The organism is Rhizobium sp. PEPV16, assembly GCF_008919455.1.
GTDB classification, from domain to species: domain Bacteria; phylum Pseudomonadota; class Alphaproteobacteria; order Rhizobiales; family Rhizobiaceae; genus Rhizobium; species Rhizobium leguminosarum_Q.
In genome coordinates, this window is sequence record NZ_VSZV01000311.1 from 15,854 (window position 1) to 38,932 (window position 23,079).

General features: G+C 60.6%; 28 protein-coding genes and 1 pseudogene. 12 read left to right on the forward strand and 17 right to left on the reverse strand.

The features are described 5' to 3' along the window. Window positions 1-195: 195 nt before the first annotated feature. Both FY112_RS18295 and FY112_RS18300 read left to right on the forward strand, forming a co-directional pair. The gene (locus FY112_RS18295) at window positions 196-534 is read left to right on the forward strand and encodes a helix-turn-helix transcriptional regulator (RefSeq protein ID WP_011654946.1); all 339 of its coding nucleotides are present in this window, start codon (window positions 196-198) and stop codon (window positions 532-534) included. Continuing rightward, window positions 524-1,804, forward strand: a complete 1,281-nt coding sequence (locus FY112_RS18300; protein ID WP_026158367.1) for a HipA domain-containing protein — start codon at window positions 524-526, stop codon at window positions 1,802-1,804. Before FY112_RS18295 ends, FY112_RS18300 begins: the two co-directional genes overlap by 11 nt. Before the next feature lie 260 nt (window positions 1,805-2,064). Here FY112_RS18300 and FY112_RS18310 read toward each other — a convergent pair whose 3' ends face one another. Next, window positions 2,065-2,814, reverse strand: coding sequence for a sulfite exporter TauE/SafE family protein (locus FY112_RS18310; protein ID WP_017957857.1), 750 nt, complete (start codon window positions 2,812-2,814; stop codon window positions 2,065-2,067). A gap of 148 nt (window positions 2,815-2,962) precedes the next feature. After that, window positions 2,963-3,277 carry an EamA family transporter gene (locus FY112_RS18315; RefSeq protein ID WP_026158366.1) on the reverse strand — a complete coding sequence of 105 codons (315 nt, stop codon included), beginning with the start codon at window positions 3,275-3,277 and terminating at the stop codon, window positions 2,963-2,965. 94 nt (window positions 3,278-3,371) lie between these two features. On the opposite strand from FY112_RS18315, the gene FY112_RS36815 reads away from it, so the two are divergent. Further along, complete coding sequence (locus FY112_RS36815) at window positions 3,372-3,902, forward strand: hypothetical protein (RefSeq protein ID WP_181018241.1); 531 nt, start codon at window positions 3,372-3,374, stop codon at window positions 3,900-3,902. Window positions 3,903-3,906: 4 nt separating this feature from the next. Here FY112_RS36815 and FY112_RS18325 read toward each other — a convergent pair whose 3' ends face one another. Continuing rightward, on the reverse strand, window positions 3,907-4,089 hold the full coding sequence (locus tag FY112_RS18325) for a hypothetical protein (RefSeq protein ID WP_003548476.1): 183 nt from the start codon (window positions 4,087-4,089) through the stop codon (window positions 3,907-3,909). A 70-nt stretch (window positions 4,090-4,159) separates the two neighbouring features. Here FY112_RS18325 and FY112_RS18330 point away from each other — a divergent pair, with 70 nt between their 5' ends. Then, complete coding sequence (locus FY112_RS18330; protein ID WP_017957854.1) at window positions 4,160-4,801, forward strand: alpha/beta family hydrolase; 642 nt, start codon at window positions 4,160-4,162, stop codon at window positions 4,799-4,801. A gap of 43 nt (window positions 4,802-4,844) precedes the next feature. Here FY112_RS18330 and FY112_RS18335 read toward each other — a convergent pair whose 3' ends face one another. From FY112_RS18335 to pcaQ, 3 genes are read right to left on the reverse strand one after another with little or no spacing between them, the layout of a single operon-like run. Beyond that, window positions 4,845-5,516 carry an RES family NAD+ phosphorylase gene (locus FY112_RS18335; RefSeq protein ID WP_017957853.1) on the reverse strand — a complete coding sequence of 224 codons (672 nt, stop codon included), beginning with the start codon at window positions 5,514-5,516 and terminating at the stop codon, window positions 4,845-4,847. Further along, a complete protein-coding gene (locus FY112_RS18340) occupies window positions 5,513-6,034 on the reverse strand; it encodes an MbcA/ParS/Xre antitoxin family protein (protein ID WP_017957852.1) in 522 nt (173 codons plus the stop codon). Before FY112_RS18340 ends, FY112_RS18335 begins: the two co-directional genes overlap by 4 nt. 57 nt (window positions 6,035-6,091) lie before the next feature. After that, on the reverse strand, window positions 6,092-7,012 hold the full coding sequence (pcaQ, locus tag FY112_RS18345) for a pca operon transcription factor PcaQ (RefSeq protein ID WP_017957851.1): 921 nt from the start codon (window positions 7,010-7,012) through the stop codon (window positions 6,092-6,094). 91 nt (window positions 7,013-7,103) lie between these two features. Here pcaQ and pcaD point away from each other — a divergent pair, with 91 nt between their 5' ends. The 5 genes from pcaD (at window position 7,104) to FY112_RS18370 (ending at window position 10,908) form a co-directional block, all read left to right on the forward strand. Next, window positions 7,104-7,913, forward strand: coding sequence for a 3-oxoadipate enol-lactonase (gene pcaD, locus FY112_RS18350; protein WP_151519014.1), 810 nt, complete (start codon window positions 7,104-7,106; stop codon window positions 7,911-7,913). Further along, entirely contained in the window at window positions 7,910-8,314 is a 405-nt protein-coding gene (gene pcaC, locus FY112_RS18355) for a 4-carboxymuconolactone decarboxylase (protein WP_017957849.1), read from the forward strand. The genes pcaD and pcaC overlap by 4 nt, the downstream gene beginning before the upstream one ends. A gap of 10 nt (window positions 8,315-8,324) precedes the next feature. After that, window positions 8,325-9,074, forward strand: a complete 750-nt coding sequence (gene pcaH, locus FY112_RS18360) for a protocatechuate 3,4-dioxygenase subunit beta (RefSeq protein WP_017957848.1) — start codon at window positions 8,325-8,327, stop codon at window positions 9,072-9,074. Between the two features lie 2 nt (window positions 9,075-9,076). Then, on the forward strand, window positions 9,077-9,688 hold the full coding sequence (pcaG, locus tag FY112_RS18365) for a protocatechuate 3,4-dioxygenase subunit alpha (RefSeq protein ID WP_017957847.1): 612 nt from the start codon (window positions 9,077-9,079) through the stop codon (window positions 9,686-9,688). Window positions 9,689-9,861: 173 nt separating this feature from the next. After that, window positions 9,862-10,908, forward strand: a complete 1,047-nt coding sequence (locus FY112_RS18370) for a 3-carboxy-cis,cis-muconate cycloisomerase (RefSeq protein ID WP_017957846.1) — start codon at window positions 9,862-9,864, stop codon at window positions 10,906-10,908. A 28-nt stretch (window positions 10,909-10,936) separates the two neighbouring features. Here the strand turns inward: FY112_RS18370 and FY112_RS18375 are convergent, their stop codons facing one another. Next, window positions 10,937-11,260, reverse strand: coding sequence for a DNA-binding transcriptional regulator (locus tag FY112_RS18375; protein ID WP_017957845.1), 324 nt, complete (start codon window positions 11,258-11,260; stop codon window positions 10,937-10,939). Further along, window positions 11,244-11,598: pseudogene (locus tag FY112_RS18380) on the reverse strand (type II toxin-antitoxin system RelE/ParE family toxin). The gene FY112_RS18375 and the pseudogene FY112_RS18380 overlap by 17 nt, the downstream one beginning before the upstream one ends. Window positions 11,599-11,690: 92 nt before the next feature. On the opposite strand from FY112_RS18380, the gene FY112_RS18385 reads away from it, so the two are divergent. After that, window positions 11,691-12,458, forward strand: a complete 768-nt coding sequence (locus tag FY112_RS18385) for an SDR family oxidoreductase (RefSeq protein WP_017957844.1) — start codon at window positions 11,691-11,693, stop codon at window positions 12,456-12,458. 58 nt (window positions 12,459-12,516) lie between these two features. On the opposite strand, the gene FY112_RS18390 is transcribed toward FY112_RS18385, so the two are convergent. The 7 genes from FY112_RS18390 to FY112_RS18420 all read right to left on the reverse strand — a co-directional run bounded on the left by FY112_RS18390 (window position 12,517) and on the right by FY112_RS18420 (window position 18,136). Then, the gene (locus FY112_RS18390; RefSeq protein ID WP_017957843.1) at window positions 12,517-13,347 is read right to left on the reverse strand and encodes a shikimate dehydrogenase; all 831 of its coding nucleotides are present in this window, start codon (window positions 13,345-13,347) and stop codon (window positions 12,517-12,519) included. Window positions 13,348-13,351: 4 nt separating this feature from the next. Then, window positions 13,352-14,419, reverse strand: a complete 1,068-nt coding sequence (locus tag FY112_RS18395; RefSeq protein ID WP_017957842.1) for a Gfo/Idh/MocA family oxidoreductase — start codon at window positions 14,417-14,419, stop codon at window positions 13,352-13,354. 43 nt (window positions 14,420-14,462) lie between these two features. Beyond that, window positions 14,463-15,227, reverse strand: a complete 765-nt coding sequence (locus FY112_RS18400) for an amino acid ABC transporter ATP-binding protein (RefSeq protein ID WP_017957841.1) — start codon at window positions 15,225-15,227, stop codon at window positions 14,463-14,465. A 53-nt stretch (window positions 15,228-15,280) separates the two neighbouring features. Then, window positions 15,281-15,922, reverse strand: coding sequence for an amino acid ABC transporter permease (locus tag FY112_RS18405; RefSeq protein ID WP_017957840.1), 642 nt, complete (start codon window positions 15,920-15,922; stop codon window positions 15,281-15,283). A 10-nt stretch (window positions 15,923-15,932) separates the two neighbouring features. Next, window positions 15,933-16,601 (reverse strand): amino acid ABC transporter permease, encoded by a 669-nt coding sequence (locus FY112_RS18410; protein ID WP_017957839.1) that lies wholly within the window; start codon window positions 16,599-16,601, stop codon window positions 15,933-15,935. Between the two features lie 31 nt (window positions 16,602-16,632). Continuing rightward, a complete protein-coding gene (locus FY112_RS18415) occupies window positions 16,633-17,076 on the reverse strand; it encodes a type II 3-dehydroquinate dehydratase (RefSeq protein ID WP_151519015.1) in 444 nt (147 codons plus the stop codon). Window positions 17,077-17,305: 229 nt separating this feature from the next. Then, complete coding sequence (locus FY112_RS18420) at window positions 17,306-18,136, reverse strand: transporter substrate-binding domain-containing protein (protein WP_017957836.1); 831 nt, start codon at window positions 18,134-18,136, stop codon at window positions 17,306-17,308. A gap of 248 nt (window positions 18,137-18,384) precedes the next feature. On the opposite strand from FY112_RS18420, the gene FY112_RS18425 reads away from it, so the two are divergent. Beyond that, complete coding sequence (locus FY112_RS18425) at window positions 18,385-20,280, forward strand: sugar phosphate isomerase/epimerase and 4-hydroxyphenylpyruvate domain-containing protein (RefSeq protein WP_017957835.1); 1,896 nt, start codon at window positions 18,385-18,387, stop codon at window positions 20,278-20,280. A gap of 9 nt (window positions 20,281-20,289) precedes the next feature. Here the strand turns inward: FY112_RS18425 and FY112_RS18430 are convergent, their stop codons facing one another. Next, on the reverse strand, window positions 20,290-20,964 hold the full coding sequence (locus tag FY112_RS18430) for a GntR family transcriptional regulator (protein WP_017957834.1): 675 nt from the start codon (window positions 20,962-20,964) through the stop codon (window positions 20,290-20,292). Window positions 20,965-21,040: 76 nt separating this feature from the next. Next, on the reverse strand, window positions 21,041-21,709 hold the full coding sequence (locus FY112_RS18435) for a GntR family transcriptional regulator (protein WP_003548443.1): 669 nt from the start codon (window positions 21,707-21,709) through the stop codon (window positions 21,041-21,043). A gap of 506 nt (window positions 21,710-22,215) precedes the next feature. On the opposite strand from FY112_RS18435, the gene FY112_RS18440 reads away from it, so the two are divergent. Further along, on the forward strand, window positions 22,216-23,046 hold the full coding sequence (locus FY112_RS18440; protein ID WP_017957833.1) for an MBL fold metallo-hydrolase: 831 nt from the start codon (window positions 22,216-22,218) through the stop codon (window positions 23,044-23,046). The last annotated feature ends 33 nt before the right edge of the window (window positions 23,047-23,079 follow it).

Here is a 23,079-nt window from a genome sequence, read left to right on the forward strand (position 1 = left end):
TCCCCTCGGGACGGGACCCTATAATCAACGTAACGCCTATAGACAGGGGTGGCTTATAAATAGGCCGTAAAGCGATGTTATGGTCTACTAATAGCCCGAACGGGCTTTTTTGTTGACTATCAGGCGAATATTCAAGATACTGATCTATAAATAGGCCGCAAAGTCATTTGGTGGCTCATTAATGGATCAATGGTCATGCCCAAGCCCGTATCACGCGCTTACTCACATTATAGCCGGGACGCCCTGCTAGCGTTCAGCCAGTTAATCAGGCGGGCCCGGATCGAGCGCAAACTCACCACGCAGGAGCTGGCGGACCGCGCCGGTATCTCCCGCGGCCTGTTGCAGCGGATCGAAAAGGGCGACCCTGCCTGCGCCATCGGAGCCTTCTTCGAGGTGGCCGCCATTGTGGGGGTGCGCCTGTTCAACGCCGACCATGCAACGCTTGCAACAGCGATATCGGCAAACAACGCGACGCTTGCGCTTCTTCCGAAGTCCGTCCGCCCGTCCTCCAGGCAGGTGAAGGATGACTTCTAAGGTTGAGAACAACGAAGCTTTCGTCTGGGTATGGCTACCCGGAAGCACTGAGCCAGTCGTCGCCGGTCGTCTTGAGCGTAGCGGCAGCCAGTTGATCTTCAACTACGGCCGCAGCTATCTGGGCCGCAACGACGCTATTTCCCTTTACGAGCCTGAGCTGCCCCTCCAAGCCGGGGCATTACCGTTGCCTGCAGGGCTTTCCATGCCCAGTTCATTGCGGGATGCCGCGCCCGATGCCTGGGGCCGCCGCGTCATCATCAATCGTCAGCTGGGCCGAAAGGGTAATGAGATCGATCCCGCCGATCTTGACGAACTGACCTACCTGCTGGAGTCCGGCTCGGATCGCATCGGGGCGCTCGATTTTCAGAGGTCAGCGACGAAGTACGTGGCCCGTCAGGCCACCACGCCGTCGCTCGCCCTTCTTGCCGACGCGGCGCGCCACGTCGAAGAGGGCGTACCGCTCCCGGCCGATCTGGACGCTGCGTTACTGCACGGCAGCTCCATTGGGGGCGCACGACCCAAAGCCATCCTCGAGGAGGGCGATTCTAAGTATATTGTCAAATTCTCCTCACAGAGCGACGTCTACAGCGTCGTCAAAGCCGAATTCATCGCTATGCGACTTGCAGCCCTGGCCGGTATCAATGCGGCACCGGTTCGCATGGAGAAGGCGGGAACCAAGGATGTCCTGCTCATCCGCCGGTTCGACCGCGACAAGGTGGCTGGCGGGTGGCATCGCCGGGCCATGGTCTCTGCACTGACGCTGCAGGGCCTTGATGAAATGATGGCGCGCTATGCCAGCTACGAAGAGCTGGCCTCGATTATCCGTCACAGGTTCGACGCACCCAAAGCGAGTTTGCGCGAACTCTATGCCCGGCTGGTCTTCAATATTCTGTGCGGCAATACGGACGACCACGCCCGCAACCACGCCGCATTCTGGAACGGTCAACGCCTTGTGCTGACTCCCGCTTATGACATCTGCCCGCAGGCGCGGAATGGCAGGGAGGCAACGCAGGCGATGCTTGTCGTTGAGGAGCAGCGCGTAAGCCAAATAGCTCTCTGCATTGAAGCTGCACCCATATTCCTGCTATCGGCCGGGGATGCCGAGGCCATTGCCGCCCGGCAAATCGCCACCATCCGCGATGAATGGGATGCCACGTGCACGGAAGCCCAACTTTCACCGGTAGACAAGAAACTGTTCTGGCGACGCCAGTTCCTCAATCCCTATGCCTTCGAGGGCGCGCCCGCCGCATTGCGAGCGCTAGTTGAGTGATCCAGCAGCCCGGGATCGTGCCTCTCGCCCATAAACCAGCAAATCCGCGCATTTGGAAAGGCGAACACTGGACACCAGCTCATCCGCGTGCCGCCAATATTTGGCGGCAATGACGATCGTTCGAGCGTTCTCAATCACATCCGCTAGATCGACGCTTTCCCGCGATCCAATTCGTCGAGGCCCTTGAGCATTTTGGAGGAGTTCGGCTCTTGCAATTGCAAGTTATTGACTGAGAGCCTGAGGGGTGGCGGGACCTCCGCTCAAAGGTAAGCTCGCGAAAAGAAGACCGCGGTCGTTAAAATGGCGACCGCGAGGGTTAGCACCCGCACGACCGATGGTGGCAGCCTACGTCCGATGTGGGCTCCTATCCATCCGCCGATAACGGCCCCAATCGTCATGGGAATGCACTCCTGCCATACGATTGCGCCGGCAAGTATGAAGACGACGACGGCGACCGCGTTGGCGGCAGTGACCATCACCATTCTTGTCGGATTCAGGCTCTTGATGGCCCCGCCCCCGAGCGCGCTCCATGCCGCAAGCATCATAAGACCCACCGCGCCGCCAAAATAGCCGCCATAAAGACCGAGAAAGAATTGAATCGTTGCGAAGGTCAGAACACTCGGACGTGCCTGCGTCTGCAACTGGGCGCTGACCCTCGGACCGGCCGCCAGCATCAATGTCGCCACCAGCAAAAGCCATGGCAGGAGACCATCGAAAATCCTGGAGGGGGTTAGCAGCAATAGAATGCTTCCGGCCACGCCACCCATGACCGTCACGATGGCAATGGGCACGACATTGACGCCGCACACACTCCTAACCCCGTCACGGTAGACCCACGAGCTCGCCATACCGCCGGGAAACAAGGCTAAGGTGCTTGTCGCGTTTGCGGTTACCGACGGCACTCCGACCGATATCAGCGCAGGCAGGGATACGAACGACCCGCCGCCCGCCAACGCATTCATGCTGCCTGCTAACAAGCCAGCAAGGAAAAGAAGCGTGATATCGTTCATGTTCAGGTCGCCTTGGCACCCAAGCCTGGTTTCGGCCGAGCCTCTTGTCCGATACCGCCGTCAAATCGCCGCATGACGTTTTGCGTCCATGAGAGTCCGCCCCACGACTGCCATCCGCCGTAGTCAAGGAAACGCAATTGAGAGCCATTCATCCGATCACCATGAGCGTAACCGATGCTATCCCGAGGAGTACGCCAACCGCCTGATGCCAGCCGAGCCGCTCGTCGAAAACCAAAACGGCGATCGCGTTGATGGCGACGAGCTGCGCGACCGAGGACAACGAAATAGCAAGGGAAAGCCCACTTGTCCGCATGAGAGCGATCATCGAGAGATTGCCCAACGTGTAGAGGACAAGCGCGGTGGCGAGCAGCCAAAGGTTCGAGTTGCTCACATATGCGCGGGAAGCGGTCGCCCCGGCCAGAAACAGGCAGACGGCTATGAAAAGGATGGCGGCAACACGCATCGATAAACTCCTGCTGACGCGTTTTGTCTAACGCCGGCCGGCCCGTCAATCCATCAGAGACTATCCCCTGTCCTCGATCGCGACGCACCGCTACATGGTGATCAGTTTATTTTACACCCAGCTCGACGTTAGCTACCAAGAAGAAGGCTCCAAATCGTCCAAGGCGGCCAGGGGCAAAAACGACGACGCCGCAAAGCTTTTAGAACGTCATCAACATCATGGATGCCGTCAAGAAGAGCGTCGAAGCCGACATGAAACGTCGAAAGAAAGCGGCCTGATAAAATCCCCGAGCTGGCGAGCGGTCCCGTCTATGTGGAATGACTATGAACAACATTCGCATGAAAGAGCTCTGCGACATGATGCAGTCTCGCGAGGCCTCGTTTCTGCGCCGCTGGAATCCCTTCCGCCATCAAACGACAAGCCGAAAGCGGCGATATGCGCAAGGGCTGTAAAGCAAAAAGGGCGCTCGACCCTTGCGGGGAGCGCCCTTATCCTGTCGGACAACGAACAGTTCGACGACGTCGATACCGCGCGCATCCATTTTTCAGGCAGGACGGGTATATGGACCCTTTCCGCCGGTGTTTCAAGAGGCCGTTTTGCGGTTCCACACGATAATCGACCGTAGTCGATCAGGAGGCGACCCCGGTGATCGGATTGACCACGGGTCGTTCGCTTTTGTCCCTGACCCCAGCCGGCTGCACCACCGGCGGCGCCATCGATTCCGCGTCGGCGGGCTCCGGCTTTTCAGGAACGGCGCCGACATCCTTGGGTCGCCGCTGCTCGGGCTTTACGTTTTGATCATTCGTCGACATTGTCAGTCTCCTTTCCAGAAAGAAGTCACGGCCGTCGACATAGTTCCGGCGATGGGACGGAGGATTACCGATGCTTGACAGGTTTCTGCTGCAGGGCCCCCAGGATGCGCGCTTCACGATCCTTCTTGCGCATGGCGCCGGCGCGCCGATGGATTCGGCGTCGATGACAGCAGCGGCAAATGCGCTCGCCAACGTTGGCTTCCGCGTCGCTCGTTTCGAATTCGCCTATATGGCCGCCCGCCGCACCTCCGACGGTCGTAAACCGCCGCCGCGCGCCGAAACGCTCAATCCCGAATACGAGGCGGCGATTGCCGAACTGGGCGCCAGCGGCCCTTTGATCATCGGCGGCAAGTCGATGGGCGGCCGGGTCGCCAGCATGGTCGCCGACGATCTCCATCGTCGGGGAAAGATCGCCGGCCTGCTCTGCCTCGGCTATCCCTTCCATCCGCCCGGCCAGCCTGGGAAGCTGCGCACCGGCCATCTCACGGGGCTTACGACGCCCGCGCTGATCTGCCAGGGAACGCGCGACGAATTCGGCACACGGGACGAGGTGCCGGGCTATGATCTGTCCGACAAGATCGAGATCCTCTGGCTCGAGGACGGCGACCACGATCTCAAGCCGCGCAAGACCATCTCCGGTTTCTCCAGTGCCGATCACCTTTCCACGATGGCGAAGGCGGCGAAGGCATGGGCCGAACGACTGCCGGATTGAGCATCACGATATCTCCGGTGTCGGCAGCCCGCCGGCGCCGCCCTCAGGCTGCAAGCTTCCTGACATCGATGCGTCGGTCGGCGGCGGAAACGGTGATTTCGAAGTGGTCGGCCTGCACCACGTCCCGAATGTTGCGCGGCCGGTGGGCGACGATCGCCACTCCGCTTCTCAGCCGGACACTGTCATAGAGGATACCGGCGCCGCCACTCGAGCGCACCTCTTCTCCCAGCAACTGCGACGCCGCATAGCTGGTGCCGTCATAGACATCGGGCCGCAGCGTCTGTTCTCCGCGAATGTCGAGGTAATCGCCAATCAGATTGGCTGAATAGCTTCGATAGGTGCGCTCCATCGTCGCGACCCCGCGCGCGACGGCCTCGCGTCGGAGATGATGGCCAACCTCGGCGGCGGCCGTCTTGAGATCGTCGGCTGCGTACCAGGCGCCGAGATCGCGGCCGTTGAAGCGCATTCCTCCCGGCGCGACATGCAGGAAGGCCGCCATGACGATGCTGGCATTGGCAACGCCGTAAACCCATTGGTCCTCGGGGAGCCGTTGGATGCGGTCGGCGACGAGACGGTCGTTGGTCCAGCCGACGAGCTCCATCACGGCTTCGAGATCGGCCGCCCGCGTCACCGTCTCGAAAAGCCCGATTGGCGGAAATTGCGACGGGATCAGCCGGTACGACGGACGCGGCGCCGGGGCAAATCGATCCCTCACCGGAAGACGATGTCCGCATCTTCGTAAGGCGTGAAGGCTTCGTCGAGTATATTTGGCTGCATGTAAAGACCACCTCGGCCGCCATCGAGAAACCGGCGGACGGTCATCAACCCGTCCTGGGTCCCGTTCGTCACGATATCAAGCGGCGGATGGCCGCCGAAAACCGGCGCCTGATGCGGTGTGCGCAGCCAGGCGACGCCGGCGCGTTCATCGGAAAACAGCACGCCGAGCGCCTGGTGGATGCCGAGCACGGCCGAGATGCGGGTCAGCGTATCGACATCGAGCGTGAAAGCACCGTGCTCGCGCGCCTGTTTGGCCCAATTGTGGTAGGTCGACCGAGAGGGATAACCGAGCATGAGCAGACGCTGCTCCTCGCTCAGCCCCCAGAGATCGGCGATCGCCAGAAAGGTTCGGAGGGCCGGGGCGCTCAGCCTCTTGCGGTTGGCCGGAGCAAACCGCTCCGTTTCCAGCCGCTGTGGCCGCTGGCCTTCTGGTTGCTCTCGTCGCGCATGCTGCATGAAAGCCTCCTGTCTTGAATTAGACATAGTCCAAATCTGGGCATGCATCAAGCAAATTTAAAGGGCCGCCTCGCCTGCCGCCTCTCGGATCGTCTGCATCAGGATCGATTGCGGCAGCGTCGGCACAGCATCGGCGCGCATCGTCAATCCGACCGGCCCCTTGGTCTCGCCGGTATCGACTGGCAGAAGCGCCAGCCGCCCGTCGGCCACATCGCCGGCCACGACGCCGTTGGAAATGATCCAGATCGCATCGCTTGCCCTGAGGAAAGCGCGGCCGAAGGAATCCGACACTGTCTCGATCTGGGTCGGCAGGCTGGAAACGCCGTTGGCGATGAGGAAATTTTCAACCACCGGCCGGATGATCGAACCCCGTGTCGGCATCAGGACCGTGTAGTTGCCGAAGCCGGCAAACAGCGATTGCCGGCCGTCGAGCAGCGGATGGCCGGCGCGCACGGCAAACACCACCTGCTCGGAATAAAGATGCTCGAAGGAAAAGCCCGCCATCTTCTCGGCACCGGCCAGACGTCCGACGACGAGATCGAGATCACCGACGTGAAGCTGCTCCAAGAGCACGGCGTTCTCGCCGGTGACGATCTTCACCCGGCTCCAGGTCTTTTCCTTGAGGAAAAGTTCCATCGCGCGCGGCATGATGCGCGATGACACCGTCGGCAGCGCGCCGATCCGGATCGGCGGCGCATCGGCGAACTGCTCCTGCGAGACGGAATCGAGGCCCTGGCGCAGCGCCGTCAGCGCCGCGCCTGCGTGACGCAGGAAGACCTCGCCGTAGCGGGTGATCTTGATGCCGCGGCCATCGCGCTCGAAAACATCGACACCCAGGACTTGTTCCAGTTCGCGGATCGTCTTGGTGACTGCCGGCTGGCTGACATGCAGCAATTCGGCGGCCTTCATGACGCTCTTCTGCCGCGCCACCTCGACAAAGGTTTGCAGATGGCGGAACTTGACCCGGCTGTCGATCATCGCATAACTCCTGGGTTATCGAAACGCCAATAAATATCATTTTACTTAACCGGATCAACCAGTCAATTTCACCATTCAGGAGGAGAGTGACGTGCAATTCGCCCGCATAAACGACGTGACGATCCATTATCAGATCATTGGTGCCCCTGCCGACAGGCCGGTGATCGTCTTCGCCAACTCGCTGGGCACGGATTTTCGCATCTGGCGCGACGTCGTGGTGCGGCTTGCCGGCGAATTCGCCATCGTGCTTTACGACAAGCGTGGCCACGGCCTTTCCGATGTCGGTCAGCTCCCCTCATCGATCGAGGACCATGCGACGGATCTCGCCGGCCTTCTCGATCTGCTGTCGGTCAAGGATGCCGTCATCTGCGGCCTCTCCGTCGGCGGCCTGATCGCCCAGTCGCTCTATCACCGCCGGCCGGATCTGGTCCGCGCGCTCATCCTCTGCGACACCGCCCACAAGATCGGCACGGCGGAGAGCTGGAACGCCCGCATCGCCGCCGTCGAGAAAAGCGGCATCGCCAGCATCGTCGACGCCATCATGGAGCGCTGGTTCACGCCCGCCTTCCGCCGGCCCGAGAGCACCGCCTATGCCGGCTATTGCAACATGCTGACGCGCCAGCCTGTCGAGGGTTATGTCGCCGCCTGCGCCGCTATCCGCGACGCCGATTTCACCGAGGTTGCAAAGACGATCGCTGTCCCGACGATCTGCATCGTCGGCGATCAGGATGGCTCGACGCCGCCCGATCTCGTGCTTTCGACCGCGCGGCTGATCTCAGGCGCCCGTTACGAGATCATCCCTGATTGCGCGCACATTCCCTGCGTCGAACAGCCGGAGGCGCTGACGGCGATCATCCGCGCCTTCCTCACATCCATTCCGCCTGGAGAAGTCAGCCCATGAATGAAACCGCGTCCCCTTCCGAGCGCTATCGCCAGGGCATGGCGACCCGCCGCGCCGTGCTCGGCGACGCCCATGTCGACCGCGCCGCCACTGCTGCGACGGAGTTCGACCGGCCCTTCCAGGAACTGATCACCGAGGCCGCCTGGGGCCATGTCTGGTCGCGCCCTGCACTGACGAAGCGCGAGCGCTCGATCATCACGATCGCTCTGCTTGCCGCGCTTGGCCAGGACGACGAGGTTGCCATGCATGTGCGCGCCACCGCCAATACGGGGGCGACCCGCGAGGATATCTGCGAGGCGCTGCTGCATGTGGCGATCTATGCCGGCGTTCCCGCGGCCAATCACGCGATCAAGATCGCAAAGCAGGCCTTTGAACAGATGGACGCCGAAAAGGCGGCCTGAGGGGAGGAACATGTCCGAACGACCGAACCGCAAGCCCGAGACCAGCGGCTTCTTCGCCCGCGACCGCGCCTGGCATGCGCCGGCGCTGACGCCTGGCTACAAGACCTCCGTCCTGCGCGCGCCGCAGCGCGCGCTGCTCTCGCTCGACGGCACGATTTCCGAGACCACCGGCCCGGTCTTCGGCCATTCGATGATCGGCGAACTCGACAACGACCTGATCCTGAACTACGCGCAGCCCGGCGAAAGCGCGATTGGCGAGCGCATCATCGTCCATGGCCGCGTGCTCGACGAGCGCGCCAGGCCGGTTGCCGGCGCCTTGGTCGAGTTCTGGCAGGCCAATGCCGGCGGCCGCTATCGCCACAAAAAGGAAACCTATCTCGCCGCGATCGACCCGAATTTCGGCGGCTGCGGCCGCGCCATCACTGACGACGAAGGCCGCTACCATTTCCGCACCGTCCGTCCCGGCGCCTATCCCTGGCCGAACGGCATCAACGATTGGCGTCCCGCCCATATCCATTTCTCGATCTTCGGCCATGGCTTTGCCCAGCGCCTGATCACCCAGATGTACTTCGAAGGCGATCCGATGATCTGGAAATGTCCGATCGTCGGCACCATCCCCGACAAGGCGGCGATCGAGCAGCTGATCGCGCCGCTCGACTGGGGCAACACCATCCCGATGGATTCACGTGCCTATAAATTCGATATCGTGCTGCGCGGCCGCCGCTCGACGATGTTCGAAAACAGACCGGAGGGCAACTGACCATGCAGCAGCTCGGCTACCTCAAGGAAACCCCGTCGCAGACGGCAGGTCCCTATGTGCATATCGGCCTGACGCCGAATTTCTGCGACATCTCGGGTGTCTACGACACCGATCTCGGCATCGCGATGGTCAACGACAAGACGCTCGGCGAACGCATCACCGTCACCGGCCGGATCTTCGACGGCGCCGGCGCATTGGTGCGCGATGCGGTCATCGAGATCTGGCAGGCAGACAGCGCCGGGCTCTACAACAGCCCGTCGGAAATGCGCGGTGCTGCCGATCCCAATTTCACTGGCTGGGGCCGCTGCCCGACCCGCGCCGAGGACGGCGTCTACAGCTTCGAGACGGTCAAGCCCGGCCGTGTCCCCTTCAAGGACGGCCGCAGACAAGCCCCACACATCACCTTCTGGATCGTCGCCCGCGGCATCAATATCGGCCTGCACACGCGCATGTATTTCCCCGAGGAGACGGAAGCCAACGCCGCCGACCCGCTGCTTTCCCGCATCGAACATCGCGAGCGCGTCGCAACGATGGTCGCCACCCGCGACGGCGCGACCTGTCATTTCGACATCCATCTGCAGGGTCCTAAGGAAACGGTGTTTCTCGATATCTGAAGGCCGGCGTCGCGATCGGCTTGCTGGGGCGATGATGTGCGGGGTAGCGTCCGCCAGGGGATGTGCCGTACGAGATCACCCGCCCATGAAGCGCGGACGCCGCCTCGAGCCCCTTCAGCGGGGAGAGGGCGGCGGCAGCCGGATGAGGGCCACAACCATGAACCGAGACGATCATGACCGCATCGCCCTTCGACCATCCTTTCCTCTCCGGCCTGCTCGGCGACGACGAAATCGCGCCCTATTTCTGCGCCGAGGCGGATATCCGGGCCATGCTTTCCTTCGAGGCCGCGCTCGCCAAGGCTGAAGCCGCTCACGGCCTCATTCCTGCCGAAGCGGCAAGGCGCATCACCGACACCTGCGCCGCCTTCTCACCCGAGGTCTCCAGTCTTCGATCGGCAACGGCAAGGGACGGCGTCGTCGTTCCCGATCTCATCAAGCAGCTGCGCGCTAGTGTCGGCGAGGAAGCGGCAAAAAGCCTTCATCTCGGCGCGACCAGCCAGGATGTCATCGATACCAGCCTGATGATCCGCCTGAAGGCCGTCGTCTTCCTGTTTGCCGGCCGGCTTTCCACCATCGCCGCTGGGCTCGATGCGCTCAACGGCCAGTTCGGCCGGAACCAGCTGATGGGCCACACCCGCATGCAGGCGGCGATCCCGATCACCGTCTCCGACCGCCTCCGTGCGTGGCGGGAGCCGCTGGCGACCTATCGCGACCGCCTGACCGAGCAGGGTTTTCCCGTTCAGTTCGGGGGCGCGGCCGGCACGCTCGACAAGCTCGGTTCGCAGGCCGCGGCCATCCGGGCCTCGCTCGCCCAGGAACTCGGCCTCACCGATGCACCGCAATGGCAAAGCGGGCGTCTGCCGATCGCCGATATCGCCGGCCTGTTCGCGTCGATTTCAGGCAGTCTCGGCAAGATGGGGCAGGATATCGCGCTGCTTGCCCAGGCCGGCGACGAGATCGAAATCTCAGGCGGCGGCACCTCGTCGGCCATGGCGCACAAGCAGAACCCCGTTTCCGCCGAGGTCTTGGTCTCGCTTGCCCGCTTCAACGCCACTGTTTTATCGGGCATCCACCAGTCCCTCGTCCACGAACAGGAACGCTCGGGCGCTGCCTGGACGCTCGAATGGCTGCTGCTGCCGCAAATGACGATGGCAACCGCCGCCAGCCTGCGACTGGCGAAGGAGCTGACGGGGAATATCAGGCGGCTTGGATCGCCTTAACACCGCTCACACTTTTCGGCATCATGCTCTAGCTCAGAACCTGAAGCCCGTGCTTCTGCACGATCGAGAGCAGCTTCAGCGCGATTCCGCTCGGCCGCTTGGCACCGCTTTCCCACTTCTGCACGGTGGATTCGCTGGTATTCAGATATCGGGCGAAAACCGGCTGGCTGACGTGATTGCTTTCCCGCAGTGCCTTGATCTCTTCAGGATCGAGAACGCCGGGCGAAACGAGGCAACTTTCGTCGAAGGAGCGCATCGTTTCCTTGTCGATTGTGCCGGCGTTGTACATGGCCTCGACTGAAGTGTGGATCGCTTCGAAAGCATCGCTTTTGAATTTACGCTTCGTCTTCATCATCTACCTCCACAAGCGCGCCGGCTCGAAGTTCGGTTTCGATATCGGATGCTGTTTTCTTGCGGTACAAAGCAGCAAGCGCCTTGAAAGCCACTTAGCTCCGCGTCGTCGATATTCGCGCGATCCTTCTTGGCGAAAAGATAGGCGAACACCCAAAACCGTCCGGCATTCGCCAGGACGATCGAACGATGACGGTTGTCTTTCAGACGCTTCTTGAAGACACCGCCGCCCAGATCGTCGGCCTTGCCTTCCGCTACCTGCCTGATAGCTTCGCGCAATTCCGAATCCGATATATGCGCTTTGCGCGCCGCCTTGGTAAACCAACCCGTCTTGTATATGCGCCGACCATAGGTTTATGTAGCACCAGGTGCTATACTTATCAAGACGAGCGTGACCTCGGCTCTTTTCTTCCCCTCAACGGAGCTGCCTCGTGACCTTTCCCCTCTTCGATCTCTCCGGCCGCCGCGCCCTCGTCACCGGCTCCAGCCAAGGCATCGGCCGCGCATTGGCGGTCGGGCTTGCCGAGCATGGCGCTTCGATCATCATCAACGGCCGCAACGCGCAGAAGGCGGAGGCCGCCGCCGAGGATATCCGTCGCGGCCATCGCCATGCCGTCAGTGCCGCCTTCGATGTCACCGATGCGGAGGCCAGCCGCACCGCCATCGCCTATATCGAAGCGGAGATCGGCCCGATCGACATCCTCGTCAACAATGCCGGCATGCAGTTCCGCGCACCGCTGGAGAACTTCCCGGTCGACAAATGGGACGAGATCTTCAAGACCAACGTCTCCAGCCTGTTCTATGTCAGCCAGCCGGTCGCCCAGGCGATGATATCGCGCGGCCGCGGCAAGATCATCAACATCGCCTCCGTCCAGGCCGAACTCGCCCGTCCCGGCATCGCGCCCTATACCGCGACCAAGGGCGCGGTGAAGAACCTGACGCGCGGCATGGCGACCGACTGGGCGAAATACGGCCTGCAGGTCAATGCGATCGCGCCTGGCTATTTCCGCACGCCGCTCAACCAGGCGCTGGTCGACGATCCCAAGTTTTCCGGCTGGCTGGAGACCCGCACGCCGGCCGGCCGCTGGGGCGAGGTCAAGGAGCTCGTCGGCGCCGCCGTCTTCCTCGCCTCGGATGCCTCCTCCTTCGTCAACGGCCATATGCTGACGGTCGACGGCGGCATCACCGCCTCGCTCTAGAAACATGATGTCGTCCGAAAACCGCTCACACCTTTCGGCATCATGCTCTGAATACGCATCATCCGAGTTTGGCGATTGCCCGCAGATTGTCGGCCGTCGTCGTCGGGAATTCGAAGAATTCGAGATAGGCGGGGATTTGTTCGAACAACATGTCCGTCCCAACCTGAAATGCACAGCCGCGCGCCCGCACGGCTTCGAGAAAAGGGGTTATCTCCTTCGTCATCACGACTTCACCGACGAAGGTCGATGGCGAGATGCGGTCGATATCGATCGGCAGCGGATCACCCCGTCGCATGCCGAGAGGTGTCGCATTGACGACGATGTCGAATCCTTCAGGATCGGCGGAGCCGACCGTGACTTGAAGCTGCGGATAATATTTCTTCAGCCTGTCCAGCAGCGCGGTCGCGGTCGTCTCATTGGCGTCGAAGATGGCGAGATGCTCCACGCCCGCCTGTGCCAAGGATGCCGCGATCGCCGAGCCGACGCCGCCGGCGCCCGCTATGAGCGCATGGGCTCCTTCAACCTTTTTACCCTTGCGCAACACGCCGCGAACGAAGCCCTCGCCATCGAACATGTCACCGATCAGCCTGCCGTCCGAACCGAGACGCACTGCATTGCACGAGCCGGCGACTTTCGCACTGGTCGACGTTTCGTCGAGCAGCGCCATCGTCGAAATCTTGTGCGGCATGGTGATCAGAGCACCGTGGATATTGGACAACCGGAACAGAAGCTTCAGAAACGCCGGATAGTCCTCCGGCCTGCAGCCCATCGGCACGACGACGGCATCAATTCCGTTCTTCTGAAAGTAAGGATTGTAGATCAGCGGCGCCTTGAAGGACTCCGTCGGATAGCCGAGGTGCGCGATGAGTTTGGTCGTCCCGGTGATCATGTGGTCAGACTTTCTCGGGATCGGAGGAGGCGCCGGCGTCAACGAGGTGGATCATCTGTCCCGAGCGCGCCGATCTCTTGATCGCCTCGACGACCCTGAGCGTGGCGAGGCCCTCCCGGCCACTCACCAGAGGCGTGGCATCGCCACGAATGACCTCGCAAAAATGTCTGAGCTGAACGCAAAGGGGATCGGCTGCTGCGTAAGGCACGCGCTCTTGGGCAAGCTGCTCAAGCCAGTCGGGCCTCGAAGCACTTGTCCAAAGCGTCAAATCGGGAATTCCGAGCGACCCCTTGGTGCCGCCGATCTGGTAGCAGAATTGATCGTAACGGGGAAAAGCGGGGTTCTCCCCGGTTGTCGTCTCCCAGCTCCAGGGCGCGGCCACGGCATCACTGCCGTTGAGGGTGGCAAGCACCCCGCTTGCGAAACGCAGCGTGACGACGGCCGTATCCTCGACGGCATGGTTCCGTACGGCGTGCGATTCAATCGCATGGACGGCTTTGACCTCACCGAAGAAATATCGGAAGAGATCGACATCGTGAATCAGGTTGACGAGAACCGGGCCGGCGCCCGCTTCACGCCGCCAGGGGATATCGAAATAGTCGTCGGGCTTGGCCACCCAGAACGTGCCGTGCACCGTGACGATGCGGCCAAGCCTTCCGCCGTCGACGATCTGTTTGACCGCCTGGATCATCGGATTGTGGCGCCTGTGATGGCCGACCAGCAGCGGTATGCCTGCCTTCTCGCCGGCGGCAACCAGTGCTACGGCAGCATCGACATCATCGGCGATCGGTTTCTCGATCAGGACAGGGATGCCGGCAGCGATGATCTCCATTCCGTTCTCGACGTGAAGCTGGTTCGGTGTTGCCACGATGACGCCGTCAGGCCTGTCCTCGACGCGGATGTCTAAGAAGTTCCGGTACCATCGAGCGCCGACATTCTCGGCAAAGTCGCGACCGGCGGCGGAAGGATCGATCACCGCCGAGAGAACGGTTCCCGGCTCGGACATGATGCGCTCGGCGTGGCGCCTGCCGATGAGGCCGGCTCCCATGACTGCAATCTCCAGCGGCTTCATTGCCGGCTCCCATAATTTGCCAGACGCATCGACCTTGAGACCCTTACTTCCGCAGGATTTCTCCGAGGAATTTCCTGGTTCGCTCATGCTGTGGGTTTGTGAAGAACTCGGCGGGCGGGGCTTCCTCGACGATCGCGCCGCTGGCCATGAAGATCACGCGATCGGCGACCTGGCGGGCAAAGCCCATCTCGTGCGTGACGCAGATCATCGTCATGCCCTCATCGGCCAGCGCGATCATCGTATCCAGCACCTCCTTGACCATCTCCGGATCAAGCGCCGACGTCGGCTCATCGAACAGCATCACTTTCGGCCGCATGCAAAGCGCGCGGGCAATGGCCACGCGCTGCTGCTGGCCACCCGATAGCTGCACCGGATATTTGTCGGCCTGCTCCAGGATCTTGACCCGCTCGAGCAGCCCGCGTGCCCGTTCCTCGGCCTCCGCCCTACTGACACCGACTGCCTTCATCGGCGCCAGCATGCAGTTCTGCAGCACGGTCAGATGCGGAAACAGATTGAACTGCTGGAAGACCATGCCGACCTCGCGACGGATCGCATCGATGGTCTTGGCCTGATTGCCGAGAAGAATTCCGCCGACGCGGATTTCCCCTTTCTCGTAGGTCTCGAGGTGGTTGATGCAGCGAATGAGCGTCGACTTGCCGCTGCCGGAAGGCCCGCACAAGACGATCCTCTCGCCACTGCGAACCGATATGTTGATGTCGTGCAGGGCTTGAAAAGCGCCATACCACTTCTCCACCCGTTCCATGGTGATCATGGTTTCCGCGCCTTGAGCAGGACTGGGGCTGGTCATCGGTAGAACTCCACATTGGCGGGCTGGACCGCATCGAAGACGAGGGATGCGGATCAGCGCGCGGAGGCGGCAAACTTTCGTTCGAGGCGAGCGCCAAGAATCGTCAGTGGGCAGCACATCAGGAAATAGAGAATGCCGACGATGCCGAAGACCGTCAGCGGTTGGAAGATCTGGTTGGAGATGATGTTGCCGGCCCGCGTCAGCTCGGTGAAGCCGACGATCGATGCAAGCGAGGTGCCTTTGATCAACTGCACGAGGAAGCCGATCGTGGCAGGCAGCGAGATGCGCAGCGCCTGCGGCAGGATGACATCCTTCATCCGTGACACGTATCTGAGGCTGAGAGCCTTTGCCGCTTCCGTCTGGCCGCGCGGGACCGCTTCGATCGACCCGCGCCAGATCTCGCCGAGATATGCACTGGCGTGCAGGGTCAGGCCGATGGCAACGGCCACCCAGGCATCGAGCATCAGCCCCACCAGCGCCAATCCGTAATAGACGACGAAAAGCTGCATCAGCAGCGGGGTTCCCTGGAAGACGGCGATGTAGCCGGCCGTGACGCGTTCCAGCAGCGGTATGCCCGAGGCACGGGCAAGGGCGACACCGAGCCCTGCAATGCCGCCGCAGACAAAGCCAACGGCGGACAGGAGCACGGTCCATTTCAGGCCGATCAGGAGGAAGACGAATTCTTCGTGACCCATGGAATTCCTCCTACTTGACCGGATATTTGAAGTAGCGCGCCGAAAACAGCGCGAAGATGCGCATCATCAGCCAGGAGATCACGAAATAGAAAACCGTGACGGTGAAGTAGACCTCGAAGCTCCGGAAGCTCTCAGACTCGATGCGCTGCGAAACGGACGTCAGCTCGTAGGCCGAAATCGCCGATGCAATGCTGGTGGTCAGCGTCAGCAGGACGAACTGGCTGGTCAAAGACGGATAGATCGCCCGCAATGCCGGCTTGAGGATGATCAGCCGGAAAACCTGAGCCTTGTGCAGACCAAGGGCCAGACCCGCTTCCATCTGCCCTTTCGGAATCGACTGGACGCCGCCGCGAATGATCTCGATTGCGTAGGCACCACCGTTGATGCCGAGCGCGATAATCGCCGTCGGCGTCGGATCCAGCCTGACGCCCGTGAGCGGAAGCGCAAAATAGATGAAGAAGATCTGCACCAGAAACGGCGTGTTGCGGATCAATTCGACGAAGGCGATGACCAGCCATCGCGCCGGCTTCAGCGCGGAGTCGCGGAGCGCAACCCCGCCAATTCCGATGATGATTGCCAGCAGCATCCCACAAATGGCAAGCAAGAACGTCCCGAGGCAGCCGAGCAGAAGGCTCGGCAGGCCATCTATGACCGGGGTGAAATCCAACTTATAATTCATGGCGATCCTTCTGGTCCGTCTTCCTGAAAGTTCAGTCGCGCTTGACCATTCCAGCCATCGCCTGGATAGCGAGTTCGTAGCCATCCGCTCCAAAGCCGATCATAATGGCTGTCGCAACGCGCGCGATCAGCGAATTGTGGTAGATGCTTTCGCGCGCATGAACATTCGAAATATGCAGCTCGATCTTCGGCGGGTCGAACATTTTCAACGCATCGAGAAGAGCGATCGATGTGAACGTATAGCCGGCAGGATTGATGATGATGCCACAGGCGTCGGTCCGGGCCCGGTGCACGCTCTCGACCAGTTCGCCCTCGAAATTGGTCTGCCGAAACTCGACGTCGAATCCCAAAGACTTTGCCTTGGTGAGGCACCGTTTCCTGATGTCGGCCAGCGTCGTGGTTCCATAGATCGCCGGCTCGCGCTGACCGAGAAGATTGAGGTTCGGCCCGTTGAGCACGAAAATTGGTTTGTTCATGATCGTGCTCCTGGATGCGGGCAGAGCCTTAGGCATGGCGGTTGCGTTGCCGGGCATCGCATGCCCGGCCTTGTCTCGTGAGGTTTGCCTCTATGAGGACGTCATCCTCGGCTTTCTGCCGGGGATCCGCCGCCGTGGATGCTCGGGACGAGCCCGAGCATGACGGAAGAGCGGTTGGCCGGCCCTATATCAGCCGGAAAGCCGGGCCTCGTCCGGCTTTGCCGTTTGCTCAGTTCGCCGCGAACGGAATTCCTTCCAGCGTTTCCGGGAATTCCGGGACCGGAACCTTCATCCACTTGTCGTAGACCGCCTTGAGTTCGCCGTTGGCCTTGATCTTATCGATGAAGGTGTTGAGCGCCGCATTGATTTCTTTTTCGCCGAGACGCGTGCAAGCACCGTTGTAGAGCTTCTGGAATTCAAGCTTGTTTTCGAATTCGCCCGGACGGGCCTTCTCCACCCGGTCCATGTAGAAGATGTTGCCGCCAAGCGTCTCGACCTGGCCAGACACCAGGGCCTGGACGCTCGCGGCGTCTCCATCATAGCGCCGGATGGTCGTGCTCGGCGGTGCGTTCTTGGTGACCTGCGTGTCCTGGGCCGCACCCTTGGCGACGCCGACCGTGAACTTGGCCATGTCGGCATTCGTCTTGATCTCAGCCGATTTCGGACCAATCAGAACGATGGCATTGGCAACATAGGGCTTGCTGAACTGCACGGCCTTTGCACGATCCGGCAGCATTGCCATCGTTGCGAACAGAACGTCGACGCGGCCGGCCGTCAGCGCGGGAATGCGGTTGTTGACTTCAAGCGGCACAAACTCGACCGAAACACCCAGTTCCTTGGCAAACAGCGTTGCGATGTCGGCGTCGAGGCCGTCCTGTTTGCCGCCGCTGGTCACAAAGCCCCAAGGCGGGTTGTCACCCTGAATTCCGACGATGATCTTGCCGCGAGCCTTGATTTCATCAGGCGTGATGGCGGCGGCCGGTTGCGCCAGGGTGACGGCGGCCACCAGGGCCGCGGCTCCAAGCATCGCGTTTCGGCGCGTCAGCATAGATTTGAACATGTGATTCCTCCTCCTTTGGCGGTCACTCGACCGGACAGCCACCTCACCTTTTGACTGTGTGAGGAATGATTGCCAGAGACGAGCGCTCAAATCAACAGAGTTTTTCGAAATCATATGAGAATTTATAATAAACCACGCTATTTGAATTCCTCAAGACATTTGCCATAATAGTAGCGAGCGGTTTCACGAGACGCACCGTGGTGCTCGGCGCTCGTTCAATCTCGCACGGATACCGAAAGGGCTTTGCCATGAGGACCTCGATTGCGACTGTAACGATCAGCGGCGAACTTCCGGAGAAGCTCGAGGCGATCGCCCGAGCGGGCTTCGACGGCGTCGAGATCTTTGAAAATGACTTCCTCGCCTTCGACGGAAGCCCGGCTGATGTCGGAAAACTCGTCCGCGACCATGGCCTGGAGATCACCCTGTTTCAGCCATTTCGCGATTTCGAAGGCATGCCCGAGCCGCTGCGAAGCCGCACGTTTGACCGCGCGGAACGGAAGTTCGACGTGATGCAGCAGCTTGGAACGGATCTGGTGCTCGTCTGCTCCAACGTCTCGCCGGCCGCCATCGGCGGTATCGACCGGGCGGCGGCGGACTTTCATGAACTTGGCGAGCGTGCCGCCAAGCGTGGACTGAGGGTGGGCTACGAGGCGCTTGCCTGGGGCCGCCATATCAGCGACCACCGCGACGCTTGGGAGATCGTCCGTCGCGCCGATCATCCGAATGTCGGTCTTATCCTCGACAGCTTTCACACTTTGTCGCGCAAGATCGACGTCAATTCGATCCGCTCGATTCCCAAAGAGAAGATCTTCATCGTCCAGCTTGCCGATGCCCCTGATATCGACATGGACTTGCTCTACTGGAGCCGTCACTTCCGAAACATGCCGGGTGAAGGCGATCTTCCCGTCACGGCGTTCACCGAAGCCGTTGCGGCGACAGGTTATGACGGCTATTTCTCCCTGGAGATCTTCAACGACCAGTTTCGAGGCGGTTTGTCGCGTGCGATTGCAGCCGATGGCCACCGCTCGCTGCTCTATCTCGGCGACCAAGTACGACGCCATCTCGGCATCGGCAGCATGACTGGAGCGGCGATGCCGGAAAGGCCTTCCGTCAAGGGCGTCGGCTTCGTCGAGTTCGCCACGGACGAACAGGATGAAGTCGAGCTGGTTGCATTGCTGCGCACCCTCGGATTCAAAAGGACGGCAATCCACCGCACGAAGAAGGTCTCGCTTTTCGAGCAAGGCGAGATCCGCATCCTCGTCAATGTCGATCAGGCAGGATTCGCGAACGCGGCCTACGCCGTTCACGGTACTTTTGCCTATGCCATGGCCGTGATCGTCGACGATGCGGCCAAGGCCTATGAGCGCGCGCTCGCCTTGGATGCCGAGCCATTCACCCAGCCTGTCGCAGACGGTGAGCTTGAGCTGCCCGCCATTCGGGGCGTGGGCGGCGGGATTGTCTATCTCATCGATGACAAGAGCGCATTGGGTCGCTTCTCCGAAATCGACTTTCAGCCGGTCACCGATGACAGCGACGCGCCGTCTGCAGGCCTTTTGCGCATCGATCACGTCGCCCAGACGGTCGGCTACGATGAAATGCTCACCTGGCTTCTGTTCTACACGTCCATTTTCGAGACGCGGAAGACCCCGATGGTCGATATCATCGATCCAGCCGGGGTGGTGCGCAGTCAAGTCGTCGAGAACGACACCGGGGCGCTGCGCATTACCATGAACGGCGCCGAGAATCGCCGCACTCTGGCGGGACATTTCATTGCCGAGAAATTCGGGGCCGGCATACAGCATCTGGCGTTTTTGACCGACGACATCTTTGCAACCGCCGAAAGCCTTCGTGCTTGCGGATTCAGATCACTGCACATTTCGCCGAACTACTATGACGACGTCGAAGCACGCTTCGGCCTCGATCCTGCATTGACCGAGAGGCTGAAGGCGGAGAACATCCTCTATGACCGCGACGAGCATGGTGAATATTTCCAGCTCTATAGCGGAACGTATGGAGAGGGTTTCTTTTTCGAGATCGTCGAGCGCCGCGGCTACCGCGGCTACGGCGCGCCGAACGCAATATTCCGGATCGCCGCCCTGAAGAAACAGATGCGACCGGAGGGAATTCCGAAAGACGCCTTTTGAGCTCCTGGTTTAGAGAATCCGGCCGCTCTTCAGCACATGTTCGACGCCGCTTTGAACGTGCCGTCTGACGACGTCGATCGCGCCAGCGACGTCACGGCGGATGGAAAGTTCGAACAAAAGCTTGTGGTCATCGACGACGGGCTTGCCGCGAAAACTCTCGGCCAGCATATGGTAGCGGAGAAAGCGGTCGAAGACGGACGACAATGTCGCCATCAGCGTCGCTGAATTGCAGGCCGAGACGATCGCCTGATGGAATTCCCAGTCGTATCGGACCCAGTCGACGGTCCGCGAGACATCGCCCGCGAGAAGCTTGCGTTCCGCGGCAGCCAGCCTGTGATGGGCGGCGACGATGCGCCCTTCCCATTCGAGATTTCCCGCAGCGAAGGCAAGACCGATCGCATGCGTCTCAAGAACGATCCGGAGATCGGCGAGCTCGAGGAGTTCTCGGCGCGAAGCCGGGCTGACTTCGAAACCACGCTGCCCCTCGGCGACGACGAGGTTCTCCGTGGTCAGGCGGCTCAGGATTTCGCGCAGCGAAGAAATCCCGATGGAGTAGCGCTCCTTTGCCTGCTCCAGCTTGATCTTGGCCCCCGGCGGCAATGTGCCCGATATGATATCCTCGCGGATCTGCCGGAAGACGACATCGCTTACTGTTTCAGCCGAGTCGTGGACTTGCTTGAGCATGGCTTTTCCTGGTTCTGCCGAAACATATTCTGTGTTGGGTAAACTTAAAGCTCGAAGGGAAACGTCCGGATCATTTCTATTTCAGCGTCCCTCTTGCCAGCGCATGTTCGACCCCGCCCTGGATATGCAGCACGAGCACCCGCTTGGCAGTCTCTGCGTCACGTCGCAATGCTGCATCCAAAAGCTGCTGGTGTTCATTGGCCGCGACATCGCCTCGATAGGACAAGGCAACCATCTGATACCTGAGATATCTGTCGAAGATCACCGAGTGCGTCTCCATCAGCAGTTTCGATCCACAGGCGGATATCAGCGCTTGGTGAAACTCCCAGTCGTAGCGCTTCCAGTCCTCGGCCCTGCTGGTGTCGCCGGATGCCATCACCTGTTCCATCCGAGCCAATTTGTAATGCGCCGATACCAGGGGAGCTTCCCACTCCACGTCGCCATGCACGAAGGACTGCTCCAGGGCATGTGTTTCCAGCAGAAGCCTCAGCGCCGCCGTCTCCTTGAGGTCTGAAACGGACACCGGGGACACTTCGAAACCTTTCTGCCCCTCGGCGAGGACAAGTCCCTCGGAGGACAGTCGGTTCAGCACTTCGCGAAGTGTGCTGATGCTGGTCTCGTAAGACTCCTTCAGGCTTTCCAGCTTCAATTTTTGTCCGGGAGCCAGCCTGCCAAAAATGATGTCGGCCCGAATGCGCCTGTAGCTGCTCTCGGCAATGGTCTCGTTGATAACCGGCTGCAGCATAGCGACTCTCTTATATTTCTTGTATCGTCGGATATATCGCCTTTTGGCATTTTCAATCAAGGAAACATTCACGGAATAGGAACCCCAATTTTCTCATATGATGCGGATTTTCCCGGAGAACGCGGAGAAGTCGGGTCGGCAGGACTGACCACAATAAACGTGCCCCATGCTGTGGGCCTGGCCCTTTGGCGCCGGCTTTCGTGCTGCTTTTAAAACTGGATTTTCGGCTCACCAGGGCGGCAATTGTTTTTTCAATCGCGCGCAACCATCTAATAGGCATGACTTACGGGAAAATGTCCCCACCCTCAGCAGCGTGTTTACCGAAAACCAACCATACTGGCTTGCTTTCCGAGCCGAAAGCCGATTGCTTAGGAAAATCTACTTCTTCTTCCGCTAGCGGTTAGGAGAATACAAAGGGGAACAGACAAACCCGTGGAATTCTGCTGCTTCGCATAGAGACGAACTATGACTACGATGGCGATGCGGGAAGGCCGGTTTGAAGAACGATGACGACAGAACTGTTTCAGGTAAAATTTTGGGGCGTCCGCGGCAGTATTCCCGTGTCAGGCCCCGAGTTCGATCGCTACGGCGGTAACACTTCCTGCATCGAGATTCGCTGCGGAGAACATCGGATGATCTTCGACGCAGGCTCCGGCCTGCGCGAGGCCGGGCTTTCGATGCTCGCCGACAGCGTCAGCGACGTCGACCTGTTTTTCAGCCACTGCCATTATGATCACATCATCGGCCTGCCTTTCTTCAAGGCAATCTATTATCCGTCGATCAACGTCAACATCTGGTCCGGCCATCTAGATGGCAAGATGAGCACCCGGGAAATGGTCGAGCAGTTCATCAGCCCGCCCTGGTTTCCCGTCAAGACCGATATCTGTCAGGCGACGATGAATTTCAGCGATTTCCATGCCGGTCAGGTGCTGAACCCGCGCCCGGGCATTGAGATCAAGACTTTCATGCTGAACCATCCAGGTGGGGCGATTGGTTACCGCATTGAATGGCAGGGCCGTTCGATCGCTCTTATCTACGATATAGAACACACTCCCGGCTCCTACGATCCGGTCGCGCTCGAGATGATGCAGAACGCTGATCTCGTCGTCTACGATTGCACCTACAATGAAGACGAGATGCAGCGTTTCAAGGGCTTCGGCCATTCGACCTGGCAGCATGGCACCGAGCTTGCGAAGATGGCAGGCGCCAAGCGCTTCGCGCTCTTCCATCACGCCCCTTCCCGGACGGACGAACAGCTGGCGCAGATGGAAGCGCAGGCACAGACCGCGTTCCCCGAATCCTTCGCCGCGCGCGACAATCAGACCGTTGTGATCTAGCAGGCTGCCGAAGGCCGCCTTGTCTTGTGCAGT